This is a genomic window from Anaerobutyricum hallii, assembly GCF_900209925.1.
In the GTDB taxonomy this organism is placed as follows: Bacteria; Bacillota; Clostridia; order Lachnospirales; family Lachnospiraceae; genus Anaerobutyricum; species Anaerobutyricum soehngenii.
This window is the reverse complement of sequence record NZ_LT907978.1, coordinates 2,785,093-2,811,222: the sequence shown is the minus strand read 5'-3', so window position 1 is coordinate 2,811,222 and position 26,130 is coordinate 2,785,093. Positions and strand designations below refer to the sequence as shown.

The following is a 26,130-nucleotide window of genomic DNA, read 5'->3' as shown; positions in this document are numbered from 1 at the left end:
AAATGGAGGGTTTGTTTATGGCAAATAATATAGAAAAACAGTTAAAAGAAATATCGGAACGGCTGGAGCAGGGAGTAAAGGAAATCTTTACATCGGAGCGATATACCGAATATCTGAATACCATGTCAAAGTTCCATAATTACAGCTTTAATAACACGCTGCTGATCACCATGCAGAAACCGGAAGCAACACTGGTGGCAGGGTATCAGGCATGGCAGAAGAAGTTTAACCGTCATGTAAAACGTGGAGAGAAAGGAATCCAGATCATTGCACCAGCACCGATCCGGGAGAAACAGGAGATTGAAAAGATCGACCCGGTAACAAAAGAGCCTGTGATTGGGGATGATGGACAGCCGGAAACAGAGATTGTGGAGATGGTGATACCGAGATTCCGCATAACGACAGTGTTTGATGTCAGCCAGACAGAGGGAGAACCGATCGCAGAACTGGAGGTGCCGGAGCTTACCGGAAGTGTACAGTTTTATGATACGTTCATGCAGGCATTGCAGAATATTTCTCCTGTACCGATCCGCATGATGAATGTGGAAGGGGAAGCAAAAGGCTATTATCACCAGACAGAAAAATATATTGCGATAAAGGAAGATATGAGTAATCTCCAGACCATGAAAACCGGAGTACACGAAGTAAGCCATGCATTGCTGCATGACCGGGAGGTAATGGATGCGGAAGGGATTTTAAAAGACCGGATAACCAAAGAAGTGGAAGCAGAAAGTATTGCCTATATTGTCTGCAACCACTTTGGTCTGGATACTTCCGAATACTCTTTTACCTATATTGCCAGCTGGTGTGAAAGCAAGGATATGAAAGCACTCCGGGCATCTATGGATACCATCCGGAAAACGTCTGCGGAAGTCATTGAGAATATCGAGACACAGATGCACGAGCTGGAAATGGAAAGACCAGTTCGGGATACTTTTCATAAGGAAGATTTAATTCTGCATCTTTCAGGCAGTATGGGTTCCGAGTTTACTTATGATCTGATCGAAAACATGAGCAGGGAACAGTTAGAGCAGAATGTGGGGGAATACGTCCGCCTTCTGGAAAGTGGTGAGATAGAGAAAAATGAGAAACCACTGGAAAGTTTTCTGGAAGAAAAAGGTGCTGCCGTCACACCACTCTATGACAGCAGTGGGCACGGAGAGAACTATCCGATTGATTTTTATGATGTGGAATATGATGCTGACACAGGCGTTACTTATTTTTCTGACCTTTCTCCGAAAGATCAGGCAGAGATGCTGGTGCAAAAAGCAGAGTTTCCAAGAAATATTTTTTCGGAAAATGAAAAGGCATTTGTAAATGAATATGCAGAAACCTTCCCTGGACAGGTGGAAAGACTGAATGACCTGGTATGGGATATGAGGGAATCTTACGATGAAGCCGGTTCAAAGCTGGTGTATGAAGTGATCCAGGCAGCAAGGGCGAACTTCCCAGCGAAAGAGCCGGAAATTGCAGAAGAAACAGCCATGCAGTATGCCCACCGTCTGATTGAAACAGCAGAAGCTGCCAATACGGGAGATTTCACAGATTCCCAGAGAAATCTTATTGTGAATTTTGCATATAAGATGGATGATAAAGACGAAGTGCTTGGACTGGTGAACCGTATGATGACTGCAATCCGCAGACCGGGAAGTGAATATACGAGAAGCCTTATGAATGAAATACAGGCACAGATTGACAATTTCCCGGATGGCATGGTTGGTTTTACAGAAATGCACGAGGCAGGAATCCAGTTAGACCATATGCTTCCGCTTACGAAAGACCGTGCATATGAATTGTACCGTGGAGGGGCAGAAATTTATGTGTTACATGGAAATCAAGAGAATCCACAGCTGGCAGAATCAACACTTGTAGACACAGAAGATGCAATTCTTGGATATGACGGTATCTTTGGAATCACAGAAACAGAATGGGAAGTGCAGAAAGAAAGAGAAATATCTGCTACAAAACAGGAAGCACTGGAACAGCAGAGTGCAGAAAAGATTGATGAGACACTTCTTCTGCATGGAGAAAGCGGAAGGTTTGCCATTTATCAGATGGATAGTGGGGATGAGCATACTTATCAGTTTATGGGAATGGAATCCGCAAAGAGTCTGGGATATACCATTGACGGAAAGGATTACCGGATGGTTTATGCAGCACCATGGATGCCAACAATCACGTTAGAAAATATATTTGAACGCTTTAACATTGACCGACCGGAAGATTTCCGTGGTCATTCTTTATCGGTAAGTGATGTGATCGTGATAAACAGGGGTGCAGAGATTACAGCCTATTATGTAGATTCTTTTGGATTTCAGGAACTTCCGGAGTTTGTCCAGCAGAGAATGAACATACTGGAACATAATTCAGTCAGGGCATATCCGCCAGTTTATAAAGGAACATTGGAACAGGCAATGGGAGAACGGGATGTGGATGCTTATCTGGATTCGAGAAAGTTAAACATGGACTGCAAGAAAGCAATCGAAGAAGCTATCCGGGAGAATTTTGACGGGCTGCACTTAAAGCAGAATGCAGCAAAAGAAGTCGTGGAACGCTTTGGGGAAGAACGTATGAATTTTGTTATGGCAAATACCATCCAGGAACTTTCCCATGATGGAAGATTCTCCAGACAGAACAAAGACTGGGCGGAGCATATCGAAGTCCCGGAAAATATCAGCCGGGGCAGAAATCTGAACCTGGATTATGTGATCGAAAGCCACCCGGCAGTTTTAGATGGGTTTATCGACATGGCAAGAGCTGAGATCCGGATGCAGAGGATAGAACAGGCGATAGGAGAAAACGAAGTGACGATTACGGCAGAGACAAGAGGGTATGAAGCAGAAGGACATAACGGAACATGGCATACGGTTGATGAAAAGGAATATGCCGGGGAGAAGTTTTTCTTAATGGAACAGGATGAATTTGGCTCCGATGTGGCAGGCATTATCGTAGCAGAAAATGGACAGCTTGTAGCGGAGGACTTATGGAACGGGTTTGACGCAGGAGCATTGGAAGCAGTTTCAGAATATTTGCAGGAAAATGGAACAACACTTTATGACTTGACGGAATTCCCGAAAGATTCTGTTGTAACCCTGCGGAGTGGACAGACACTTACAATCGAAGAAATACAGGCAGTACAGAAAGATACCTGGGAAGAAACGATGGCAGGAAAAAATGAATCTGGAACGGATGTCCGGTTTAATTTTCATGCAGTCAGTGAGGTGCAGCTGCCGGAAGGCATAAAGTTAAAAATGCCAGAGATTCATTACGTTGATAATTTTTATGTGATGGAAGATGTAAATGCAGAGGGTGTAGTAAAAGTAAACCGGTATGAATCACTGGATGAAGCGATGCAGGAATATTTACGTCTGCCAAATCATCAGAAAAAAGTGCTTGGTATCCAGAATACGGAAACGATGCAGGAAAGCATGGATTTTATCCGATGTGAAAACGGGATAGATCGGCTGACCCATGCGTATAAACAGATCGGAGGGTGGCTGAATCCAGAAATATATGAAGTGGTAAATAAAATGGAAAACATGCTGGACTGGAATGAGGTACAGATTGCATATCAGATTGGAAAACAATACTTTACAATCCAGACCGCAGAAGATGGTTATGACTATACATTTTATAATGAAGATTATCAGGAGGATGATGGAGGAATCTATGACAATCCGACAATCTATGTAGATGAAGCTGCCAGTGATATTTTAGAAGATAAAGGGTACTCACTGGAAGATGCAAAAGTAGTGGATTACGAAGATCTGATGGCAGATGTGGAAGAAGTTCAGGAAGAACAGATGCAGCGGATACAATTAGAAAAGAACTGCCCGGCAAGTATTTTTGAAGGATTTCGCAGGGAAGAAGCAATGCAAACCTATGAAGGAATCGCAATGCAGTTTACCAGGAGTAAAGGGTATCTGACCATACAGGCAACAGAAGAAGGATATTCGTTTATTTTTTATGACTCTGATCTGCATGAAATCCAGGGTGGTGATTATGATAATCCAGACGCATCCATTCAGGAAGCTGCTTATGAAATCCTTAAAAGTGAAAGAATGGATGATGTGGAATGTGTCAAAGTGGATTATAAAGAATTTGAAGAAATGACGATCCAGCACTCTAAAGATTTATTGCAGGAGGGGGAACTTCGTGCGACTTCTGAGATTGGAAGAAATGAACTGGCATTAAACAGTCTGAGCAGGGCAGATGTTGAAAGAGGTGTCTTGTATCATGCACAGGCAGTATTAGAAGATATGGGAATGGAACAGGAGGTAGAGCTGCTTGCTGCAAGAGTGTATGGTTCCAGAAGCAGACAAGACCTTTACCGGGAAGATTCTGACCTTGATGTGGTTCTTTCCTATAAAGGTGATATTCGAGAAGATAGCTTTTTCAATGCCTTAAATGAATCTGGTATAGCGATGGCAGGAATTAAGGTGGATATTAACCCGATTGCAGAGGAGCGAATCACTCTGGCAGAGTATATAAAAGAATCCGAAAAATATCTTGACCAGCAGGAGATTAAAAAGCTCGCTGTGGACCTGGATAATTTTAGCTATGACGTTGATACCTATGAGTATAACGATACAGTTGAAAATAGAGAAGAACAGGTGGAAAAACTCACGGAGGATATTTTGAATAAGAAAACAGAAACTATCAAGGACTGGCTGCTTGAGGTATCCGAGGAATCCGATATAGACAGCGATGTTATAACTGCCCGTTCTTTACTTTCCCGTCTGGAAGATACAGAGCGATTTTCTATTTTTGACAAACAGCCGGAGCAGGAACAGCCAGAAGCCACGATCAGTTTTTATGTCGCAGAGTGCATGGAGTTTCCGGTCATGGGAGAGTACCATAACAACCTCACTTTAGAAGAAGCCATTAAAATATATGAGAGTATCCCAGCAGAGAGACTGCATGGGATTAAAGGAATCGGATTTGATCTGCAAGATGGTGATGAAAATTATTCCGGAGAATATGAGTTGATGAGTGCAGACCGGATACGGCGTGATCTGATAGATATGATTCCACACTATAAAGAAAGCCCTCTGGTGCAGAAAGCAATCGCAGACATGGAAAAGTATCTGGATGAAAAGCATGGAAGGGTAAAGGAAACGGAACATACGACAGAAACAGTAATAGGAAGTGGACAGAAACCTTCTGCGGTTGCGGCAGACAGAAGGGCAGAGCAGGAACCGGTATCTGTAAATCGGAGCCAGCCACAAAAGGCAGAACCTGCAAGCAGAGCAAAAGGTGAAGTGAAGAAATCTGTGCTGCAGTCTTTAAAAGATTTTCAGGCAAGGGCAAAAGCACAGGAGCAGAATAAGACAACGGAGAAATCCAAGACACATAAGAAGGGAGAAGTGGAATTATGATGGATCTGGCGATGAACTTTGATGCGGATGAATGTTTAGTAACAGCAATGTTTGATAAAGGAAACAGAAATGACACGATGGAGGCAATCGATCATATCATTCCTTTTCTGAAAGGCGATGCAGATATGATCGGGCTTGTCTGCAATACCATAAGAAAACTGTTCTGCATGAGCGATGAAGGATATGAGGTTTTTCTTATGGATCTGGAAGAATATAAAATGGAACTGGAAGAGGAGGATGAAGAATGAATACAAGTCAGTGTGCAGTATATCAGGTAAAAGATACCCCAGAGTACCGGGATGTCCGTTTCCGTTCTTACGAGAAACTGAAAAGCGAAGGAAGAACAGTCCAGGTAGAAAACTATCAGCAGGTGTATATTGGAAGAATCCAGCCGGGGGAAACTCCGGCTGATATTAAACTCCGTTTACAGAAGCAGCGACCGAAGAACTTCAAAGGTCATTCCATTGGTTGCAGTGATGTGATCGTCATCACCGACGATGGAAAAACCACAGCTTACTATGTCAACAAAGATGGTTTTATCATCATTCCAGAATTTCTCACAATCAAAAGTTCTTCCGATACCAGACTTTCCATTGATACAACCGGGTACGAAATCGAAGGAAAGAAAGGAACATGGCTTGCACAGGATTACATCCTGATGAACGAGAAGAAATGGTTTCTGATGGAGCATGAGGAGTATGGAACAAGAGCAGCCTATGTGATTCTCAGTGAGGAAGGTGCCGTAGTCATGAATGACTGTTACAATGGCTTTGATGAAGAAGCCAGACGGAACATCCAGAACTTCATGCAGCAACAGGCAGAGCAGGCACAGCAAAAACAACAGGAAATGCAGGCACAATCCCAGATCAGACAGCAACAATCTGGAGAAACACAAAAGAAGAAACCAGAGCTGGCAAACTGGCAGAAGGTCATGGATAATGGAGAATATCTTCGCAGTGCAGAGATGGCAGAAGAAGCCAACTACAATATGATTGATGGACTGATGAACAACATTCCAAGGAAAAAAGATAAAAATGCTCCACGAAGATCGGTACTGAAACGACTCCGTAATCATCAGAAGAAGATAGCCAGTCAGAGAAAAGGACAGCCACAGAAGGAAATCGAAGAAGAAATGGAGAGGAAGAAGAAATAGTTTTTAAGAAGTGGATGTTACTGTAACTTTTAGTTAAAGTAGCATCCACTTTTTAGATAATGTATTTTAAAGATGAATCTTAATATTAAAATACTATTCAATGAATAAATATTTTGGTCGTACAATGCGATAGATGTCTTCAGGAGAAAGGGTTTCTGAAGCAATCTCGGAAGAAGATTTCTTCTTTTTCTTTTTGATATCTGGCGATAATTTTTTATTATAGTCTTGGTAGGTGGCATCTACAGAAATTAATATATCTGTAATGCTATATAAATTGTTTTTTTCCTGATAGTATAATATCGTGGAAAGTACAGAGTTAACATAGCGATACAATCGAAAGCTGATATACTCCAGGGAATCGTCAATATCCTTTGTAGAATGAATTAGTTGATTTCGGAGACGATAAATATAATTTAAATCATGCTTAATACCGTCAAAATATTCTTGAATTGCCTTGCTTGTTTTTTCTGGCTCAGTTAAAAGCATAATTATTTCACGACATTCTCGCTCAAGGACAATATGGAAAGAAAGCTCAGATAAAATAGCACTATATTTATTTACATCACTTAGATAAGCAATTACTTTTGGGGTAGAATAATCTTTTTCAGTGACCTGACAATTCATTATAAAATTTTGTAAAGTAGGATATTTCTCAGCATAATCCTTTTTGTTAGACATACAATAAGTAAGTCGTGCCCAAAATATATTAAGTTTATTTTTTAGATAGAACAATCCAAAAACTTCTGGAACAACAACGCGTGCTTTTTCTATGATTGTAAAGCGTGGAAATGAATATAAAATATATTCAAGGGATGACCAAAAGTTAAGAAAACGGTTTTGAGTAGTCAGCGATTTGGCAGAATTAAGAGTATAAAGTATTCGTTCCAAAGTTCTAATATTGTTGCTGCCAAGATCATTTCGCAACTGTAAAAAACGTTCCAACTGTTTTTTATAGTTTGCGTCAATATGGTTAAGCATTTTTATGGGATCAATGCTGTTTAAGCTGATTTTATGAAAAACCGTGTCTTCTTTCCAATAATACCATAAATCATCGCGAATACAATTGGTTGTGCTTTGCCACATATCAAACAGTTCTGTAACGGATTGGAATTCTTTTTGAGCTAAGTCGATTGCTTTGAATTCATCTAAAGCTAGATACTCTTTACTGGCAATTAAGGTATCGTTATTTATATGAGGTATCCCTAATTCTTGGTTAGTATGGATTTCAAATTGCTGTTTTATAAGATTAAGTGCCAGTTCCTTCTGCGTCTGGCTTGAAATTTTAAAACAGATATGAATAGAAAAAGGTATAGGTTTTCTGTCAAATTCGTTAAGATTCTGTATAGTTTTTTCAGCATCATTATGTTCTAGAAATTCTTGCTGCTGTCTTTTGAAAAAATCTAAAATATGAGACATAGAATGTCCTGCATATAATAAATCACTAATAAGAGCCTCCATTAAATAATCCATGCCTTTGAATGTGGTTTCTGTGAGTAAGCATTGAATATAACAATTTATGAGATTTTCAGCTTCCAATTTCTTTTTTAAAGCTACAATGCTACGGTGAATGTTATGAAGTTCTTTATCGCGAGCTTCATTTGCAAGATTTATGAGCTGATGTAAGTGAGAAAAATCATTTTGGTATAAATCAAGCTTATGAAAAGGATGTATTTGCATCTGGTAATCCAGTCCTTCTAACAATCCTTCGTATGAGCGTTTTAGTTTGGTTGGGTCAAGGGATGCCCTAAGTTCATCATAGGTGCTGATACAGATACCCATATATTGCAATAAACTTTCTGTTCGCTTTTCTTCAAGTGTGTGGAAAGAATTATGTACCAAATCTCGTATTTTGAAAATAAAATATTTTCTGCTATCTGCTTTGTTCTTTTCTAACATAAGTGAGACCTTTTTTCCTTTCTTTTATTTGAAATTTATCTTGACAAATTAAAATTTATCGACTAAGATTAAGATAGATTGAGATACATGAGCAAGAAACGGGCTACCTGGGTAGTACCATTTTGTTTACTGTATCTTTTTATTTATGTATAAAAGGTGTTGATACCACATAATATATTTATAGAGGAAGGTGCATATTTCTGAGGCCAGGCTGTCTGGGCAGTTCTCCCTTTAATACTGCATCTTCTTTTTAATTATATCATACTGTAAATAAGAAAAACATCAATGTTTTTGTATTGATTTATGAAATGAACTATGGTTGTGAGTTCTTTTTCAATAGGTATTTTCGTTATAACTGTTTGAGAATACCGGTACATTTACATAAGCAATGTATTTTATGTGAACTTTTTAATAGCATTTTTCTATTTCGCCACACATGGAGAAACTCCTTCTTTGATTATTCAGCAGATTCTTCGGAAACAGAGTCTTTCTTTTTTAAGGACTTTCCAGAAATCATTTTATGACCAGAATAGATAGCCATAATCATACAGAGAAGAGAGCTGTAAGCAAAATATTTATGAGCAGATTTCATATCTTGAGAAGCAGTAAAAAGTTCCGATCATGGATGCCAATGCACCGAGTGACCAATATTTATGTGCCTTCATTTTAATGATGTCTCCTGTGTTTTTCTATATCATACATCTTTTTAGGAAAGATGCAAACAGGAATTTATTCATTAGCATAGATTTGAAAATGATATTTGGGTGCTTGGAGATGAAAAGGTTTATAAATTCTGCTCTTTTTCAATCTGTTGCTCCTGCCCACGATTCTTCCCAAGAATCATATCAATATTCGCAGATACAGTGCGAAGCTCCCGTTCATAATCCTGGTGATTAGAAAAATCTTCACGCTGTCTATCCCTCAATTCAACAAGCCGGTCCTTTTCAGCATAGAGAGCTTTCATGGAAGGCAATTTATTCCCGCCAGATTTTTCTTTGAGTGTTCGTAGAGCTGTGTCATACAGGGAAAGTTCTGCTCGATGTTCTTCATAAAATTTTTTCTTGTTTCGGCTTGTACGATAATCAGCATACACATTTTTGTATGCCAGATATTGTCCGGTAAAATGAATCTGTTCATTCACTTCTTTGAGCTGTTGTTCAGTATCTTTTAAAGATTTTCTGGAAGCACTGGTCTGGTCTGATGCCTGATTGAGTGCTGCATGGAAATCATCAAGAGAATCATATCCATGCTCTTGTATGTAGGCAACAGTCTGAGCCATCTGCTTCAAATTGGTGAGCTTTACTTTTTGAGCATAGGCTTTGCTCTGCTGGGCTTTAATACAGGTTTGCAGATCTATTACAAGCCGGAGGTTTGATTTTATGAAAATGAATGGTGCAGGGATAGCAGAAGTATCAGAGAAAGGAACAGGTGGTAAATCTGTGGAAGTATTCGGAGCCTGCTGTTCCAGAATTTCTTCTTTCAGTTCTCTACGGGATTTCGTGTTTTCTTCAAATGCTTTCAAGAGAAAATCTTCTGTGTATCTGGTCCCAAGAGTTCTTTCAGTGATAAATTTTTTTCTGCCAGGGTGAAGATAGCTGTACCGGTTTCGACTGATCTTGAGGATGATGTGATATTTTTCGTCAAGGATTTTTGAAAATTCTTCTGGTGATCGGGCAATACTTGCAGCATCATCAATAGCGTCACGGAGAAATTGTTTTTCTGTCTGGTAACGAGTTTCTTTCGGTGTGATTCCATCTTCTTTCATTTTCAGATTCAGCTTATCTAATTTTTCCTGTCCCCGGCGTTGTGCCCAGTATTCTTTTTCGGTGATTTTTCTTTCAGCAGGAGTGAGCAGATCAACTTGGTGCAACCCTTCTTTTTTGCACATATCCATGACTTCCTGTTTTAGATGGGCAAGATAGGCAGCACTTAGATGATGCTTATAACCGGCTTTTGCTTCACAGTCAAATTCCATATAGGGTTCTTGTGGTATATCATATTTACGGAGACTGTTAATTACGATATGCACATGGATGTTTCCACTTTTGTTATGACCGTCGGTATGAGTACAGACTAAAGCCTGATGACCGGGAAAGTTTTTCTTTGCAAAAGTCAATCCGAGTTGCTGGGCACGTTCACCGGTCAATCCACATTCATCCCTGTCTTTTGGGTCGAAGCTGATGATATAGTGATGGGATTTTATTTCATTGAAGTTTTTGTTCTTGTGATAGTAGCTGTTCAGTTCCTGACATTCAGATGCAAAAGAGAATGGATCACAGTTCAGACCGTTCAGATAATATTCTTCTCTCAGTATCATATGCCCTTCTTCATCAAGAATCGGTTTTTGCGTATACTCGTTGTGCTGGAAGATAAGATACCGTTCCGATTCTCCATAGTCAGAGTTTTTGTTTGCGATATGTTTAATTACTGCCACGAAAATCACCTGCCATTTTCATCACTTCATATTTCATTTCATAAATATCCCGGAGAGACTTTCGGATTTCATTTCTCATTTCAGAAGAGAGGATTCCACCCTGATTAAAATATCGGGCAATCTGATTTAGGTTGCTGCCAATTTTACCAAACTCGCTAATAAGTTTTTTTATTTCGGGAAGATCTGCGGTAATTTCGTATTTGATGATGACTTTCTGGTTGACCAAGGCATTTCGGATAAAATCAGAAACCGTCATGCTGTTAGCCTTGGCTCTTTCTGCAAGAAGATCATATTCAGTTTCATTCATGCGTAAATGCACATCTTTAGTTTTTGCAAGAGTTTCCTCTTTCTTAGGTCTTGTCATTGATAACTTCCTTTCTTCGTGGTAGTGGTTTCATAAGAAAATCCAAATTTTGCGGCCTGCAGGGAAAGTAAGTGATGAAAAATTATCGCACTGTGACCATGTAAATGGAAACCAATATACATATCTGTGATTGTGGTCGAGGGTATGGGGAAACGAAATCCCCATCAAGTTGCAAGTCGCCAAGAACCCGGAAAGGGGTTATTGTGCTACATTGCGAAACTTGCTCTTCAATGCCAACAAGCTTAAATATATTTTTAGAAAAGATTATTGCATTGCTTTAATCTCAAAACTATAATTAAGAAATAGTAAGTATAAAACTGGACAATAGATGGAGGGTGAATAAAGATGGAACACATTTTGATTATAGATGATGATAAAGAATTGTGTACCTTGATGAAAAAATGTGTAGAGAAGGAAGGATGGTTTGCTATGGTCGCACATAATGGTCTTGAAGGACTGAAATTCTTAGATGAATATAGAGAAGGTTGTGTTTTGATTATTCTTGATGTGATGATGCCTGGTATAGATGGTTTTCAAGTGTTGCAGAAAATTAGAGAATCTAGTAATGTGCCAGTTTTAATGTTAACAGCAAAGGGTGATGAAGGAGACAAAGTTTTTGGTTTAAGATTGGGGGCAGACGATTATCTAACAAAGCCATTTAGTATTAGTGAACTGATGGCTCGTGTTAACTCGCTTGTACGTCGTTATACTACTTTGAATCAACAAGAGAGTCACAATCAAGATAAAATAGTATTGAAGGGAATGAGCATTAATAAGAGTAATCGGGAGGTTATAGTACAAAACAATCAAATAGAACTTACTGGGAAAGAGTTTGACTTGCTATTGTTTTTGGCAATGAATAAAGGAAAAGTGTATACAAAAAGGCAGATTTATTTACAGGTATGGTCAGATGAGTATGCTTTTGATGATAGCAATATTATGTCTTTTGTTAGTAAACTACGTAAAAAAATTGAACCTGATCCAGAACATCCTTTTTATATTCAAACAGTTCGAGGTGTGGGATATCGATTTAATAGTGAGGTATAAATATGGCTATAAATGTAAATGTGTATCTTATTGTGGGGCTCGGGTTTTCGATATTAATAATCTTATACTTAATTTGGCGGATGAGACGAGTACGACAGCAGCTTTCTTTTATTAAGGATGCTTTGCATGATATAAAAGATGGAAATTTAAATAGACGTATTGTGACAAGAGAAAATGATATGACAAAACAGATTTGTTATGATATTAATAGTATCGTAATTGATAGTCAATTAAGGATTATACAGCAAAGACAAGCAGAACAAGCATATAAGCGCCTTATGACGAGTCTTTCTCATGATGTAAAAACGCCGTTGACTTCCTTAGTGGGCTATTTGGAAGCAATTGAAAAGGGGATAGTTACTGGAACAGAACGAGATGAGTATATCCATGTAGCGTTAGATAAAGCTAATCGGTTGAAAGATTTTGTTACTATTTTGTTTGAATGGGTCAAATTGGATGCTAGAGAGCAAGTTTTTCATTTTGAAATATTGGATATTAATGAATTATCTAGAAATATTATTGCAGAATGGGTGCCAATTTTAGAAAATGCGGGGATTGAGTATGAAGTTGAGATACCAGAACGGGAATGCTTTCTACGGATTGATTCTAATAGCTATATGCGAATATTAAATAATCTACTAGAAAATATTATTACCCATAGTGGAGCAGATTATGTGTCTTTTAGAATTTTTGAAGATACACAACAAGTTAAGATTTTAGTTATGGATAATGGTAGAGGAATTTCGTCCGGTGATTTGCCATACATTTTTGAAAGGATGTACCAATGTGACCAATCACGTTCCGCTAAGGGAAATGGATTTGGCCTTTCTATCGTAAAAGAACTTGTTAGTGCTCACAAAGGGAAAATTTCAGTTAGTAGTACTCTTGAAAGGGGAACAGTATTTACAATCTTATTGCCTAAAATTTTGTAGTTGCATATAGATATCTATATTAAAAGCAAGATAAAAACAAGATTTCGGCAAGGTTATGGCAAGGTTGGTGTTTTATAATAGTAGTTATAAACATGAAAGGGGGAAAATGAAGTGACAATGATTGTAGTAGAACTTCAAAAATGGAAACGGAACAAAACAGTCTGGAGTATTTTTGCACTTACTTTTCTTTTAGGAATATTTGCGGTTAACCGTGCTTGTAGTATTTCTAGGAGCAGTCCTTTAATGGATCAGTTTAGCGATTTATATACCTTGGCATTCAAAAACCTCACTAGTTTATTCCTACCTATTGCGTTAGGAATGTTTGCTACTACGCTATTCTTCGATGAACAGAAGAACGACACGCTTAAAGAACTGTGGATTATTCCTATTTCAAAATCTCAGCTTTATTTTTCTAAAGTGGCAGTCATTATTTTAATGTCATTAATACTATGTGTGTTCACGTTTGCTATCTGCGTTGGCGGAGGTTTTATTGCGGGAGATTTCCCAGATTTTAATACCAGCACCGTATTACAATCTTTTGTACTATACTTATTGGGCGGGGGGCTTGTTCCTATTGCTATGTTGCCGATTGTATTTATGGCAACTTCTTCAAAAGGATATGGAATTCCTATCGGAGCAACGTTTCTTTATCTTGTTCCAGTGGTAATCGCACCAGCATATTTGATGGGGGCGCATCCGTTGGCAAGTGTTATGGGAATTTATTCGAGTTTATCACCGGTATCTGCAGATATGGTGCGAAGTTGGACACAAGGGGTAACAGTAACACTCTCTCCATCATTGTGTCTGATATCTATATTTACGGTAGGAATCGTGTTTACTATTCTATCGATAATTGTTTTACGTAAACGTTCCTATTAGAAACAGAAGAATTTTATAAATAGTAATTTTTTAAGAGAGAGGTATTATTATGAATAATTTTGTGATTGAAACGAAGCAGCTGACAAAGGTTTATGGAGAGCAGGACGTTGTAAAAGCGGTAAACATCCATGTGAAAAAGGGACGCATTTATGGTCTATTAGGGCGTAATGGAGCAGGGAAAACCACTATTATGAAAATGATTTTGGGATTGACTCCCATTACTTCTGGTAAGGTAGATGTATTTGGCCAAGATATCAAAGGTCGGGAAAAACAAGTCTTTCCGCGTATTGGTGCAATTATAGAAACACCTGGGTTTTATCCAAACTTGACCGGCACGGAAAATTTGGAAATTTTTGCAAAACTGCGAGGGACCGTGGGTCCCAATGCAGTAAAAAAAGCATTGGAAGTAGTGGGATTGCCCTATAAGGACAAAAAGTTATTTAGCAAATATTCTCTTGGCATGAAGCAGCGTCTTGGTATCGCCAATGCGATTCTTCACGATCCAGAATTGTTGATTTTGGACGAGCCGACCAACGGACTTGATCCCATTGGCATTGCAGAGATGAGAAATTTTATTAAAGAGCTGAGCGTGGAGCGTGGAAAAACTATTCTCATTTCCAGTCATATCTTATCTGAAATTGCACTTTTGGCAGATGATATTGGTATTATAGATCATGGACTTCTATTGGAAGAAAACAGCATGAAAGAATTGAAAAAGAAAAATAGAAAATATATTCTTCTACAAGTGTCTGACGTTTCAAAAGCGGCGTTGATTTTGGAACATCAGTTCCACCTGGTAGATTATTCTGTGCATGATGATCAGACACTTCGGATTTATGATACCTGTTTGGATATGGCGGAAATCAATAAAGCTCTTATAGTACAAGACATAGCTGTTATCAGTTCTCAGGTTTGTAATGACACACTGGAGGATTATTTCAAGAAAATCACGGGAGGAGAGGGAATTGCTTAAACTGATTCAGACGGAATTTTTGAAATTACACCGTAGGAAGTTTGTTTGGTTAATGTTACTTTCAGCATTTTTTATGCCATTTTTGGCACTATTCTATTTTCAACATATAGGTAAAATAGGAATAGTGCCAGTACAGTTTTATAAATGGACAGCATTTAGTTATACGCCATGGATCATATTACCAGTGGTCTTGGGAATTCTTTGCACCATGCTTATGTACGATGAAAACCAGCATGATATGCTCAAACAGCTTTGGATTGTGCCGGTTAGTCGTATGGAATATTTTTTTGGCAAATTTGTAATCGTGCTTAGTTACTCCATCTTATTTATGCTGATTACTGTTCTGGCTTCGATAGCAGCTGGTGTATTGACTGGATATATTGTTTTTGAATGGGACAGTACTTTGTATCTATTAAAAAAGTGTATTGAGATTGGTGGATTAACAGCCTTTGCTATTTTGCCAATTTTGGCAGTTGCTGCTTCCTCAAAAGGCTATATACTGCCAGTTTGTGTGACATTAGTGTATACTTTTCTGGGTTTTATTTTGTTAATGATAAATATGTATCTGCATCCGCTATCTAGCATGAATGTAATTGTTATGCGTGATATTCCGGGAGTTGTTTTTAATCAGGAATTGAATCTGCCAGCAGCTTTTTTATGTATTGGTTTGTGGGCTATTGCTTCTTCTGTATTTGCGAATCTGGCATTAGCTCGGAGAAAGTGAGGTAAGTAAATAGTATGAAAGCATTGATTTGGGCGGAACATAGGAAACTTCGTCGTTCAAAAATAGTTTGGATTGCTGTATTTGCAATAGTTATGGTAGCAGTTATTGTCTTTGCACAAGGACAGTTTTCATTTGGAGAGAAACGATATATAGAAGGTGTCGGATGGTTTATGACTGCAGCACAATCTTTAGCTACATTTTTTCTGCTCCCTGCAGTAATTGCATTATTGGGTAGTTATTTAATCTGCCGGGAAGAACAGGAAGATACGATGAAATCTTTGCACTTGATTCCAATAAATGAATCTAAAATGATGAGTGCAAAAATGGTAGTAACTTTACTATTAAGTTTGCTACTCTATTTGTTGTTATTTCTTATTACATTCTGTGTGGAGGCTGCATTTCATTTTCAAGAGCTATCTGTGGAAATGCTCTTGAGATTTTTGAAAATTTATGTGCTGGATGGTTTAGGAACTTTTTTTGCCCTTTCTCCAGTGATTGCATTGGTAGCGCGCATAAAAAAGGGATACTGGCTTGCGTTGATATTTGCTGAGATTTATTCTTTTGCAGGGTTGTTTACAAGTATGTCAAATGGGTTAAGAGTTTTTTATCCTATAACGGCGGTGTTTATAGTTTCCGGCTATTATGAAGCAACGACTTTACAGATAATAGAAAGTACTGTAATGTTGCTAATTTGTGGGTGCATATCGCTCATCATTCTGAAAGGATTAGGAGAAAAAAAGAATATTAAGAGATAAGGAGATGATATAGGGGAAAATAAATAGTAGAGCTATTGGAGTAGTATTTTATTTATAAAACTGCATTACAAGTGTATATGAAATTCGATCCGTAATGAGAATGGGCACATGGTACTCTTACCTTTGTGTCCTCTTTTTATATTAGTGCTATAAGAAGTGTATAGACATCACAAGTGATGACAATCTTGATTTTACTATCTATCCATTAAAATTAAGATTATATAGTCATGTGTAAAATACTTTCGAGGTTATTATTAGTGCCAATTTCCATTTTGGAAAGTTCGTTTATCAAAAATTAAGTAATAACTAAGAAGATAACATTTTTTAGAAAAAATGACATGTAGAGTCGATAAAATTCCATAAAAATAAAAACTAAGAAATTTGATGTATAATAAGAACATAGTCAGTTACAGAGCTGACTAAATACATACTGAGAAAGGAGAAAGCAATATGAGTAGGAACGTAAAAAACTGGAAACTTCCTGTATATGAAATGAACGAGGTAGAAAGTTCAAATCCAGCAGGTAATTCCTTTCAGGAATTAAAAGAAATGGAATTAGAAGATTATACAGGAGCTGGAACAGCAAATACGCATTGTAACTGCTATTCGGAAGATGCATCTTGCGGTAGACTTTGCACTGGTACGGCAGAATGCCCGATTATGACAATCATTTGCTGCTAAAGTAATAGGGATGCCTTAAAACCTAAGGCATCCTTATTTTATTTAAGAACAGTTTAGAATTGAATTATATTATAAAAGCACAATAAATAGAAATACTTAATATTTTTAATAGATGTATGATATGTGAAATATATTGTAGTAGGAGGTAGTAAATGTTAGAAAAATTTTTAAAAGGAACATACTCTTTTGAGCGTCAACTTGGCAAAAATATTGTTTTTTCGAAAGATGAAATTGCAATAATTCATAAGAGAAAAGCATTTTGGGAAAAATTAGTTCATATAGAAAACCTTATTAATCTTCCATATTTTTCTCAAATAAATCAATCGGAATTAAACATGTTGTTAGGTGAGAAAGGATTTGAAGCTAAAGAAAACGATGACCTTAAAGAATGGGAAGCAATGGATCAGGCAATAAGAAATAAGAAATACGGTAGTGTTGATTTACCTAAATTTAAATGGATCAATCCAACAACTCAAAAAGCAGAAGATGACACGCCATTTATTAATTTTTTTATTCCTTTTATAAAGTATGCAAAAGGAAGATTGGATGAACAGATAAACAAATGTGGAACAAGGTATTTAGTAAATGACAATTTACAGAAAGATATGGTAAAAATATTGATTGGACATTTATATAAATTATGTATCCGTGTTTTAATATTGGAGTTGAATGTATGTAGAGAGGAGAATCAGCTACAAGGGGAAAATGCAACTGAAAGAATGGAGTTTTATTCAAATGTAATTTTGAAAGACGAACAATATTGGGAAGGATTATTAGTTGAGTATCCTGTAATGTACAGACTTATTTCTAAAGGAGTAAATAACTGGATAAACAATATGTGCGATCTTTTAACTAGATTTTCTGCTGATCAAAATTATTTGTGTTCTATCTTTCGTGACAATTCACGCTCGTTTTCTATAATAAAGTTAGATGGTGATATGTCGGATGCACATAATGGTGGTAAAACAGTTTTCAAGTTGACGCTTAGTAATAATAAAACCATTGTTTATAAGCCACGAAGTTTAAAATTGGATAGATACTTTAATGAAGTATTGGAATGGTATAATTCACAATGTGTCAAATATCCTATTTATCAACCTAAGATTATTGATAGGGAGACATATGGTTGGATGGAATTTATTGAAAACAAAAAATGTCAAAAAGAAAGTGAGCTTGAAGAGTATTATTATAAAATAGGTGTGATGTTAGGTTTATTGTATTTGTTAAGAACTACAGATATTCATTACGAAAATATTATAGCTTTTTCGGCTAATCCAGTGTTGATTGATTTAGAAGCTCTTTTCCATAATAGATTTCATATTTTAGAACAAAATACGGCACCTGGTAAGATAACAGGAATAATTGAAGGATCTGTAAGAAATGTTGGTATTCTTCCAAATTTAACATGGCATAGTAAAAATCATGGTGGAGTAGATATAAGTGCATTGGGTGGTGATTCTAATCAGATTGTACCTATGGAGATGCCAGTAATTAAAGATTATTTATCAGATGAAATAAGAATAGAATATGATAAAGGAAGGCTTCATAGCTCAAATAATAGACCGATTTCTGATGATAAAAAAATAAATATATATAATTATAGATTATCAATAGAAGGTGGTTTTTTAGAAGCATATAGCACGATTAAAGAAAGCATGAATACTTTTAAACAGTTAGTAGAGATATTTAAGACAGTGAAAGTAAGGCAGATAATCAGATCTACACAGCAGTACTCCACATTATTAAATATAGGTACTCACCCAGATTATTTAAGAAGTGGATTGGATCGTGAGATGTTGTTTACAACGTTATATAAAGAAGGAAAATTTGAAAAAAAATATAATCTAGTTGCACCGTATGAAATTAAGGATTTATTAGATAATGATATTCCGTTTTTCGTAAATTATCCTGATGAAACTAAATTATTGCATTCTAGAGGGAAAATTGAAGGGGTGTATGAAGAAAGAGGAATTGATTTAGTAAAAGGGCAATTAGAAAATATGTCAGAAGAAAACTGTGAAATACAATTAAACTTTATAAGAATGTCACTGATGGATGAAGAAAAGTATACGGTAAACCCGGTTTTAGTAAGGAGACATGATAAAGATGAAAAGAGATTGCTTGAAATAGAGTGCTATAAGAAGGCAAAAGAAATTGGTGAAGAATTAGCTCGTACAGCAATATCTGGAAATAGTGCAGAGGATATAGGATGGATTATTACAAATGTAACAGGGGTAGAAGAAACTAATTGGAGTGTTGAGCCGTCAGGAATAGATTTATACAATGGCACACCTGGTATTTTACTTTTTATGGCAGCTTTGTATAAAATTACGAGAGAAGAAAAGTATTTAGAAATAACGAAGCGAGGCATGAATGGCATTATAAAAACTCTAGAAAAATGTTTGAGTATTAAAAATGAAATGGAGAAAGAAACTGTAATTGGCGCATATACAGGTGAAACTTCTAATTTATTTCCGTTAATTGTAATAGGGGACATTATAGGTGAAGATTATACAGAATTATGTTCTAAGATTTTGTCTAACACTATAAATGTTGTAGACAAAGATGAAAATTTTGATGTCGTTGCGGGTGCGGCTGGTTGCATTCTGCAAACATATAATGTAGTTGGTAGAAAAGGATTAGAAAAAAAATCCATAGAATTAATATCTAAATGCGCTGATTATTTAATTGTAAAAGCAACAAAAAAAGATGATATGATGATGTGGAAACCTCAAATAGCATCAAATGCTTTAGCGGGTTACTCGCATGGTGCTGCAGGTATTGCTTTAGCACTTATAAAAGCAGGAGAAATATTAGGTAAGATAGAGTATTTTATTGCAGCAGAAAAAGCCTTAAATTATGAGAGAAGTTTATATGTGGAGAAAGAGAAAAACTGGGCAGATATAAGAGCACTTGGTGGTGTTACAAATTATAGTCAAGGAATTATTCCTGCTACTTGGTGTCATGGAGCTCCGGGAATACTTATGAGTAGGATAATTATGTTAGAATATATAAAAGAAGAAAAAGCGATTAAGAAAATAAAAAAGGAAATAGAGGTATCGCTTGAAACGACAATTTTTAAAGGCTTTGGAAAGAGCCATTGTTTATGCCATGGAGATTTAGGGAATATTGATATTCTATTGCAAGCATCGAATTACTCTGATAAAGAAAAAATCAATAATGTGGTGTACTCATACTTAGATGCTAACATTTCCAAATTTAAATTAGGAAGGTATAAATGTGGACTTCCTGGTCAAAATAATACACCTAGTTTAATGATTGGATTAGCAGGAATTGGATATGAGTTTTTAAAAATTTATGATAGTTCATTGCCATCAGTATTGTCACTTAGTGTGGATAAATAGAATGAATTGCATTGGTGCTCATAAAGATAGCTTTATGAGCACATTGAATAAAGGAGGAAAAGGATGTTATATAAGAAAGTTCCTTTCATTCAACAAATGTCGGAATTAGACTGTGGAGCTGCTTGTTTGACTATGATATTGCATTATTACAACAATAGAGTTCCGCTTTTTGAAGTGAGTAGAAAATGTTCTTTTTCTAGAAATGGATTGACATTAAAGGGAATTATAGAAATTAGTATGTCTTATGGATTAGAGAGTAGGGCGTATAAATTATTCGATGACTATGGAATAAAAAATTTTAAAGAATATTTGCCAGCTATCTTATTAAATAAGAAGGGACATTATGTAGTGCTAGAGGAAATAAATAAAAGACATATTGTAATAGTAGATCCAGAAATTGGCAAACGGAAAATATCTGTGAATGAAAATTTACAAGATTACTTTGAAGCCATTGTTATTTTAAAGAAAACATCAGAATTTGTAGAAAAAAAACACTATATTAATAATGTTACATTGGCTATAAAGCAGAATATGGGTTCATTAAAAAAATTGTGGGGTAGTATAATTCTTTCATTTGCAATTGAAGTATGTAGTCTTATATTGCCTATATGTACTCAAATTATCATAGATGTAGCTATTGGAAGGGGAAATTATGATATTATATTACTTGTATTTTTACTTGGAATAGGAGCAGTTTTGCTTTATGGCGTATTAAGTTATTTGAAGAGTAATATAATTTTAAGTATGTCATATGACTTTTGGAAAAATTTTTCAGAGGATATTATCAAAAAATTATTTCACTTACCGATTAGTTATTTTGATATCCGCTCATCAGGAGATATTTCAAATAGAATTAACAACATAAATTTGATTAAAGACACTATGGCAAGAATAGGTAATTCTTTAATAATTAACTGTTTATCTATTTTAGTTTTTGGAATAGCTATGATGTGCATGTCAATTAGATTATCTTTAGTAATTTATGGTATTGCTATTTTTCAGGCTGTATTTTTTTATTTTTGCATGAAACATACACGACGGCTTATGCATGAAAATTTGGAGAGGCAAGAGGTTACATATACATATTTATTAGAAGTTTTAAAAAATATATTATTTATTAAAAGCTCAGATTCTAGTATTGATTCTATTAATCAGTGGAGGGAAATTTTTTCGCAACAGATGACAACTAGTTCGCACAAAGAAAAATTTTCAAATTTGTTTCAATGTATACTAATGGTATTAAAACTTACTCCGTCAATTTTATTGCTTGCTCTTGGAAGCTATGAAATTGCAGCAGAAAGATTATCATTGGGTGGTCTAATGGCGTTAGTATCTATTGGAAGTATGTTTATTAATCCTGTTTCAGCACTTGCAAATGATATGCAAGATATAGTGTATTTACGTTCTGTTTTAGAGAGACTTATGGAAATATATTATGCGGAGAAAGAAGAGAATATAAATAAGAAGGGAATTGAAAAAGAAATTCAAAGAATTCAACTTACAAATGTGAGCTTTAAATATTTTAAGTCAGGAGAAAATATTTTGAAGCGTATTAATATTTCTATTAAAAGAGGAGAAAAAATAGCGATAGTAGGAAAAACAGGCTGTGGGAAAAGCACATTGATTAAACTAATTTTAGGATTATATAAGCCAACGGAAGGACAACTTATGATTGATGGAAATAAAATTACAGAGTTGGATGTTAATGATTATAGGAAACATATCGGTATTACTATGCAGGAGGCTTATTTTTTTGATGATACAATTGAAAAAAATATTGATATTTCAAAAAAATGTGAAAAAATGCAAATACAAAAAGCTGCTCAGATGGCAAGACTGGATCAGGATATAAGTTGTATGGAAAAAGGATATGAAACTAGAATAGGAGAAAATGGAAAAAATTTATCAGGTGGACAAAGACAACGGCTTTCTATAGCTAGAGCATTAGTGAAGAATCCGGATATTATTATTTTTGATGAAGGAACCGGCCAGTTAGATGCAATAACTGAAAAAGAGATTTATAAAGAACTAAAAAATAATAATATAACACAAATTATTGTAACTCATCGCCTTTCTACTATAAAAGATGCAGATTACATATATTTAATAGAACAAGGGGAGATAGTGGAACAAGGAATGCACAAAGATTTAATTGAAACTGAGGGTATGTATGCAAAGATGTGGAAAGAACAAAATTAAACAATAATATTGAAAATATAAGAAAAAATTACTCAGTCGGTCGATTTTATTACATGTTTTTTATTAATAATATTTTAAGAGTATAATAAAAATTGTAAGGAGGACAAGAAAAAATGAAAAAAAATAGCTTTTTAATTTTAGGATTGACGCTTGTGCTATGCACTGCTACACCTTTCTCTGTTTATGCGCAAGATATAAATGGAGATGATTTGGTGATGATGCAAGAAACAGACTTTGAAAAAATGATTGCAGAGATTTTATCGATAAAATCTGAAAATCCAGAACTTACAGAAGATGAAGTGTTGAAAATTATGGATGAACAGGAGTTCGGAGATAAGAGAGATATAAGAGGAATTACAGATATTTGGAACTCTCTTACTGAATCAGAAAAAAGGTTGTGTATTCGTTATCCATTTGATGCACTTAAGGTTAATACTGCAAGAAAAATTGCAACTGAACAGACGGAGAGAAAGTTTGGATATAGTGGATTAGGAGATAGAAGTGATGCTTTTAGACATGGTATTTGGAATGCGGAAATGAGTATTTTGCTCGGTAGTAAAAAAGCAGAGTTATTTGCTACTGCACATGAAGATAAAGATGTTTCTGGAGATGAATCCGATGGCTTCCCTAAAATAGCTCATAAAGAAATGGATTTACATAATAATGAAGTGGGGAGATATATAGGAGAAGAAAATGGAAATGCTTCCGAAGATGAACTTGCAGATATAATTTATTCGAATATTTATTCAGAGTCTACTCAATTTGTATGGTTGCATGATTAATAAAAATAGTAAGATAATCAATGGAATGTCCTTGTTTGTCTTACTATTTTTTAGTATTGCGTAATTAAATACTCCTATTATTTGTATCAAGAAAATGTGAAAAGGGTAGCATGGTAGTATCACGTATATTTAAGGAGTAAACGATTATGGAAAGCCGGATTAAAATGCTTCGGGAAAAAAGGGGCTTGATACAGGAGCTTCTAGCAGTAGAGATAGGAGTAACACAGCAAATGCTCAGCAAATATGAAAAGGATATTACCATCATAAAAGTAGATGTCTTAAAAAGGATAGCAGAATATTTTAATGTAACAACAGATTACCTGCTTGGGCTGTCTGACATGAAGCGGGATCTGTCCGGTCAGATCAAGATGAATGAAACATTGGATGAGTATTATGACCTGATAGAAGTGTACAGAAGAATGGATGGGTATGACAGGGAAATGGTATGGTCGATCATGCAGACTGTTGGAAAAACTGCAGAGAAAAGAAAGCAGGGTGTGGGAAATGATAAAAGTAGCGATCTGTGATGACGATATTGCGACAACCGGAAAGATAGAGGATATGTTGTGCCGCATAGCAAAGAGAAACTTTATTCCGATAGAAACAGAAGTGTTCTGGGAAGGAGAGCATCTGTCAGAGGCAGTAGAGAGTATGAACAACTTTGATGTTATCTTCCTGGATATCGAGATGGGGCAGGCTGATGGGATCACAGTGGCACGGAAAATCCGGGAGACAGATAAAAATGTCCTGATCATCTACGTCACGAGCCATGAAAGCTATATGCAGGAGTCATTTTCCGTAAGACCATTCCGTTTTTTGGTAAAACCCGTAGAAGAAAAACAGATAGCGGGTTGTCTGGAGGCGGCATATGAAGAAATCAGCAGCGCCGACAGTTATTTCCGGTACAGCTACCAGAGGCTGAACTGCAAAATACCGATGAGGGATATCCTTTATTTTGAAAGCAAGAGAAGAAAAGTGTACATAGTTACAGAAAAAGAGACCTTTGAATTTTATGGAAAACTGAATGAGATTGAGGAAAGCCTGAGAGCCAGCAAGGGCATTTTCCTCCGGATACACCAGTCTTTCCTGATAAACTATAAACACATAAAAGGACTGGCATACGATTTTGCCGTAATGGATAATGAGGAAAGGCTCTCAATCAGTGAAGACCGCCGGAAACTGATCAGTAAACAATACTGTGCGATGGAGGATACGTTTTATGTCGGCATGTAAGTGGATGGCAGATATGCTGCTGGCGATGTTTACAGTATATCTCTTTTTCCTTTATTTTGGGATGTTTTTTGAAAGGAGAAAAAAGAATATCCGTGTATTGCTTGGAGTTATCGTGCTTGTACTCTGGCAGGTAGGAATCCCGGAGGTTATCAATGAACTTCCGAAAGCATGGAACATAGGGACAACAGTAGGGCTTGCCCTGTTCGTTGTGGCAAACGTATTTGAAGGAAAGGCATGGATGAAAAGCTTTTTTGCGGTTACATTTGCAGCCATCTGGATGCTGGCGGAAATGCTGATTGGCAGCGTGCTGATGATTTATGGGGAAAGCATCGTGGAACGGCAGATTTTTGGTGCGTTTGCTTCAAGGTTCCTGTTCTTCCTGATCATCCTGGCTTTAAGGAAAGTATTTACAAATGAAAAGGTTACGGGTCTGCCGACGGGGTACAGCATCCTGATCATATTTATCCCGACTGGGAGCATATATATCATGAACGCAGTGTTTGTACTGGCTTACAGGACTGACTGGGAATATGCCGAGAGGTATTCTCTTGTTTCCGGTCTGATACTGCTGTTTATCAATGTGCTGATTTTTTATATTTATATACGGCTGGCAGATGATTTACGGATACGGCGGATGAATCTGGTGTATGAACAGCAGCTAGACCTTTGTGCGAGGCACCAGGAAGAGAGGGAACTGTCCGTGCTGCAGATGAGGGATGTGCGGCATGGTATGAGAAACCATCTCCTGTCAATCCTTGCATATGCAGAGAGAGGGGAGAGGGAGAAGCTTATCCAGTTTGTAACCGATATAATAGAGGATGGCAGGCTGAGACCGTCCGAAGAGATCAATACCGGGAATATCGTGACAGATTCCCTGGTAGGATACTGGAAGAAAAAAGCAGAAGATGCGGGGATAGAATTTCTGACGGATCTCAGCATCCCGATGGAGATGCCGTTCCGGGGAGCGGATATAAGCCTGATCATGGGAAACCTGTTGGAAAATGCAGTGGAAGGCGCCGGGAGGGCAGAAGGCCGGAAGTACATACGGCTAAAGATGAAATATGACAAAAACAACCTGCTGATAACGATAGAGAACAGCTACCGGGGAAAGCTGGCGAAAGGGAAGGGGGAGGAACTGAGAACAACAAAAACGGATACAAGCAATCATGGGATCGGCCTGCCATCTGTCCGTAGGGCGGCGGATAAATATCAGGGGGTGTTGTCTGTTGACACCACAGAGCCGGGGCGGTTCCTTGCCAGGGTGGTGTTGTATGGAAGTTGAAAGTGTGGGTAAGGGAAAAGTTACATGAACACTCGATATTTTGACATTAAACA

Annotated in this window: 19 protein-coding genes and 1 pseudogene; 16 read left to right on the top strand and 4 right to left on the bottom strand. The window is 36.7% G+C overall.

Going from position 1 to position 26,130, the window contains the following annotated elements:
• Positions 1-17: 17 nt before the first annotated feature.
• From EHLA_RS12750 to EHLA_RS12740, 3 genes are read left to right on the top strand one after another with little or no spacing between them, the layout of a single operon-like run.
• On the top strand, positions 18-5,378 hold the full coding sequence (locus EHLA_RS12750) for a DUF3849 domain-containing protein (protein WP_096241062.1): 5,361 nt from the start codon (positions 18-20) through the stop codon (positions 5,376-5,378).
• The gene (locus tag EHLA_RS12745) at positions 5,375-5,626 is read left to right on the top strand and encodes a transposon-transfer assisting family protein (protein WP_004613327.1); all 252 of its coding nucleotides are present in this window, start codon (positions 5,375-5,377) and stop codon (positions 5,624-5,626) included. Before EHLA_RS12750 ends, EHLA_RS12745 begins: the two co-directional genes overlap by 4 nt.
• Positions 5,623-6,531, top strand: coding sequence for a YodL domain-containing protein (locus EHLA_RS12740; protein WP_004613328.1), 909 nt, complete (start codon positions 5,623-5,625; stop codon positions 6,529-6,531). The genes EHLA_RS12745 and EHLA_RS12740 overlap by 4 nt, the downstream gene beginning before the upstream one ends.
• 93 nt (positions 6,532-6,624) lie before the next feature.
• On the opposite strand, the gene EHLA_RS12735 is transcribed toward EHLA_RS12740, so the two are convergent.
• The 4 genes and pseudogenes from EHLA_RS12735 to EHLA_RS12720 form a co-directional block, all read right to left on the bottom strand.
• On the bottom strand, positions 6,625-8,427 hold the full coding sequence (locus tag EHLA_RS12735) for a hypothetical protein (RefSeq protein WP_096241061.1): 1,803 nt from the start codon (positions 8,425-8,427) through the stop codon (positions 6,625-6,627).
• Positions 8,428-8,884: 457 nt separating this feature from the next.
• Positions 8,885-9,092, bottom strand: a pseudogene (locus tag EHLA_RS12730) (DUF6219 family protein).
• 119 nt (positions 9,093-9,211) lie between these two features.
• Entirely contained in the window at positions 9,212-10,861 is a 1,650-nt protein-coding gene (locus tag EHLA_RS12725; protein ID WP_096241060.1) for a relaxase/mobilization nuclease domain-containing protein, read from the bottom strand.
• On the bottom strand, positions 10,848-11,225 hold the full coding sequence (locus tag EHLA_RS12720) for a plasmid mobilization protein (protein ID WP_004613332.1): 378 nt from the start codon (positions 11,223-11,225) through the stop codon (positions 10,848-10,850). Before EHLA_RS12720 ends, EHLA_RS12725 begins: the two co-directional genes overlap by 14 nt.
• 345 nt (positions 11,226-11,570) lie before the next feature.
• Here EHLA_RS12720 and EHLA_RS12715 point away from each other — a divergent pair, with 345 nt between their 5' ends.
• The 13 genes from EHLA_RS12715 to EHLA_RS12655 all read left to right on the top strand — a co-directional run bounded on the left by EHLA_RS12715 (position 11,571) and on the right by EHLA_RS12655 (position 26,077).
• Entirely contained in the window at positions 11,571-12,272 is a 702-nt protein-coding gene (locus EHLA_RS12715; protein ID WP_096241059.1) for a response regulator transcription factor, read from the top strand.
• An 8-nt stretch (positions 12,273-12,280) separates the two neighbouring features.
• On the top strand, positions 12,281-13,204 hold the full coding sequence (locus tag EHLA_RS12710) for a sensor histidine kinase (RefSeq protein WP_096241682.1): 924 nt from the start codon (positions 12,281-12,283) through the stop codon (positions 13,202-13,204).
• A gap of 117 nt (positions 13,205-13,321) precedes the next feature.
• The gene (locus EHLA_RS12705) at positions 13,322-14,083 is read left to right on the top strand and encodes an ABC transporter permease (RefSeq protein WP_179966607.1); all 762 of its coding nucleotides are present in this window, start codon (positions 13,322-13,324) and stop codon (positions 14,081-14,083) included.
• Between the two features lie 49 nt (positions 14,084-14,132).
• Complete coding sequence (locus tag EHLA_RS12700; RefSeq protein ID WP_096241057.1) at positions 14,133-15,056, top strand: ABC transporter ATP-binding protein; 924 nt, start codon at positions 14,133-14,135, stop codon at positions 15,054-15,056.
• Positions 15,049-15,780: an ABC transporter permease gene (locus EHLA_RS12695; RefSeq protein WP_096241056.1), complete on the top strand. Its 732-nt coding sequence runs from the start codon at positions 15,049-15,051 to the stop codon at positions 15,778-15,780. The genes EHLA_RS12700 and EHLA_RS12695 overlap by 8 nt, the downstream gene beginning before the upstream one ends.
• Before the next feature lie 14 nt (positions 15,781-15,794).
• On the top strand, positions 15,795-16,535 hold the full coding sequence (locus tag EHLA_RS12690) for an ABC transporter permease (protein ID WP_096241055.1): 741 nt from the start codon (positions 15,795-15,797) through the stop codon (positions 16,533-16,535).
• Between the two features lie 450 nt (positions 16,536-16,985).
• On the top strand, positions 16,986-17,216 hold the full coding sequence (locus EHLA_RS12685; protein WP_096241054.1) for a plantaricin C family lantibiotic: 231 nt from the start codon (positions 16,986-16,988) through the stop codon (positions 17,214-17,216).
• A 152-nt stretch (positions 17,217-17,368) separates the two neighbouring features.
• Positions 17,369-20,581, top strand: a complete 3,213-nt coding sequence (locus EHLA_RS12680; protein ID WP_096241053.1) for a type 2 lanthipeptide synthetase LanM family protein — start codon at positions 17,369-17,371, stop codon at positions 20,579-20,581.
• 63 nt (positions 20,582-20,644) lie between these two features.
• Positions 20,645-22,780: a peptidase domain-containing ABC transporter gene (locus EHLA_RS12675; RefSeq protein ID WP_096241052.1), complete on the top strand. Its 2,136-nt coding sequence runs from the start codon at positions 20,645-20,647 to the stop codon at positions 22,778-22,780.
• A gap of 113 nt (positions 22,781-22,893) precedes the next feature.
• Positions 22,894-23,562, top strand: a complete 669-nt coding sequence (locus tag EHLA_RS12670) for a DUF6973 domain-containing protein (protein ID WP_096241051.1) — start codon at positions 22,894-22,896, stop codon at positions 23,560-23,562.
• 146 nt (positions 23,563-23,708) lie between these two features.
• A complete protein-coding gene (locus EHLA_RS12665; protein WP_096241050.1) occupies positions 23,709-24,089 on the top strand; it encodes a helix-turn-helix domain-containing protein in 381 nt (126 codons plus the stop codon).
• Positions 24,067-24,795 (top strand): LytR/AlgR family response regulator transcription factor, encoded by a 729-nt coding sequence (locus EHLA_RS12660; RefSeq protein WP_096241049.1) that lies wholly within the window; start codon positions 24,067-24,069, stop codon positions 24,793-24,795. The genes EHLA_RS12665 and EHLA_RS12660 overlap by 23 nt, the downstream gene beginning before the upstream one ends.
• Entirely contained in the window at positions 24,782-26,077 is a 1,296-nt protein-coding gene (locus EHLA_RS12655) for an ATP-binding protein (RefSeq protein WP_096241048.1), read from the top strand. Before EHLA_RS12660 ends, EHLA_RS12655 begins: the two co-directional genes overlap by 14 nt.
• The last annotated feature ends 53 nt before the right edge of the window (positions 26,078-26,130 follow it).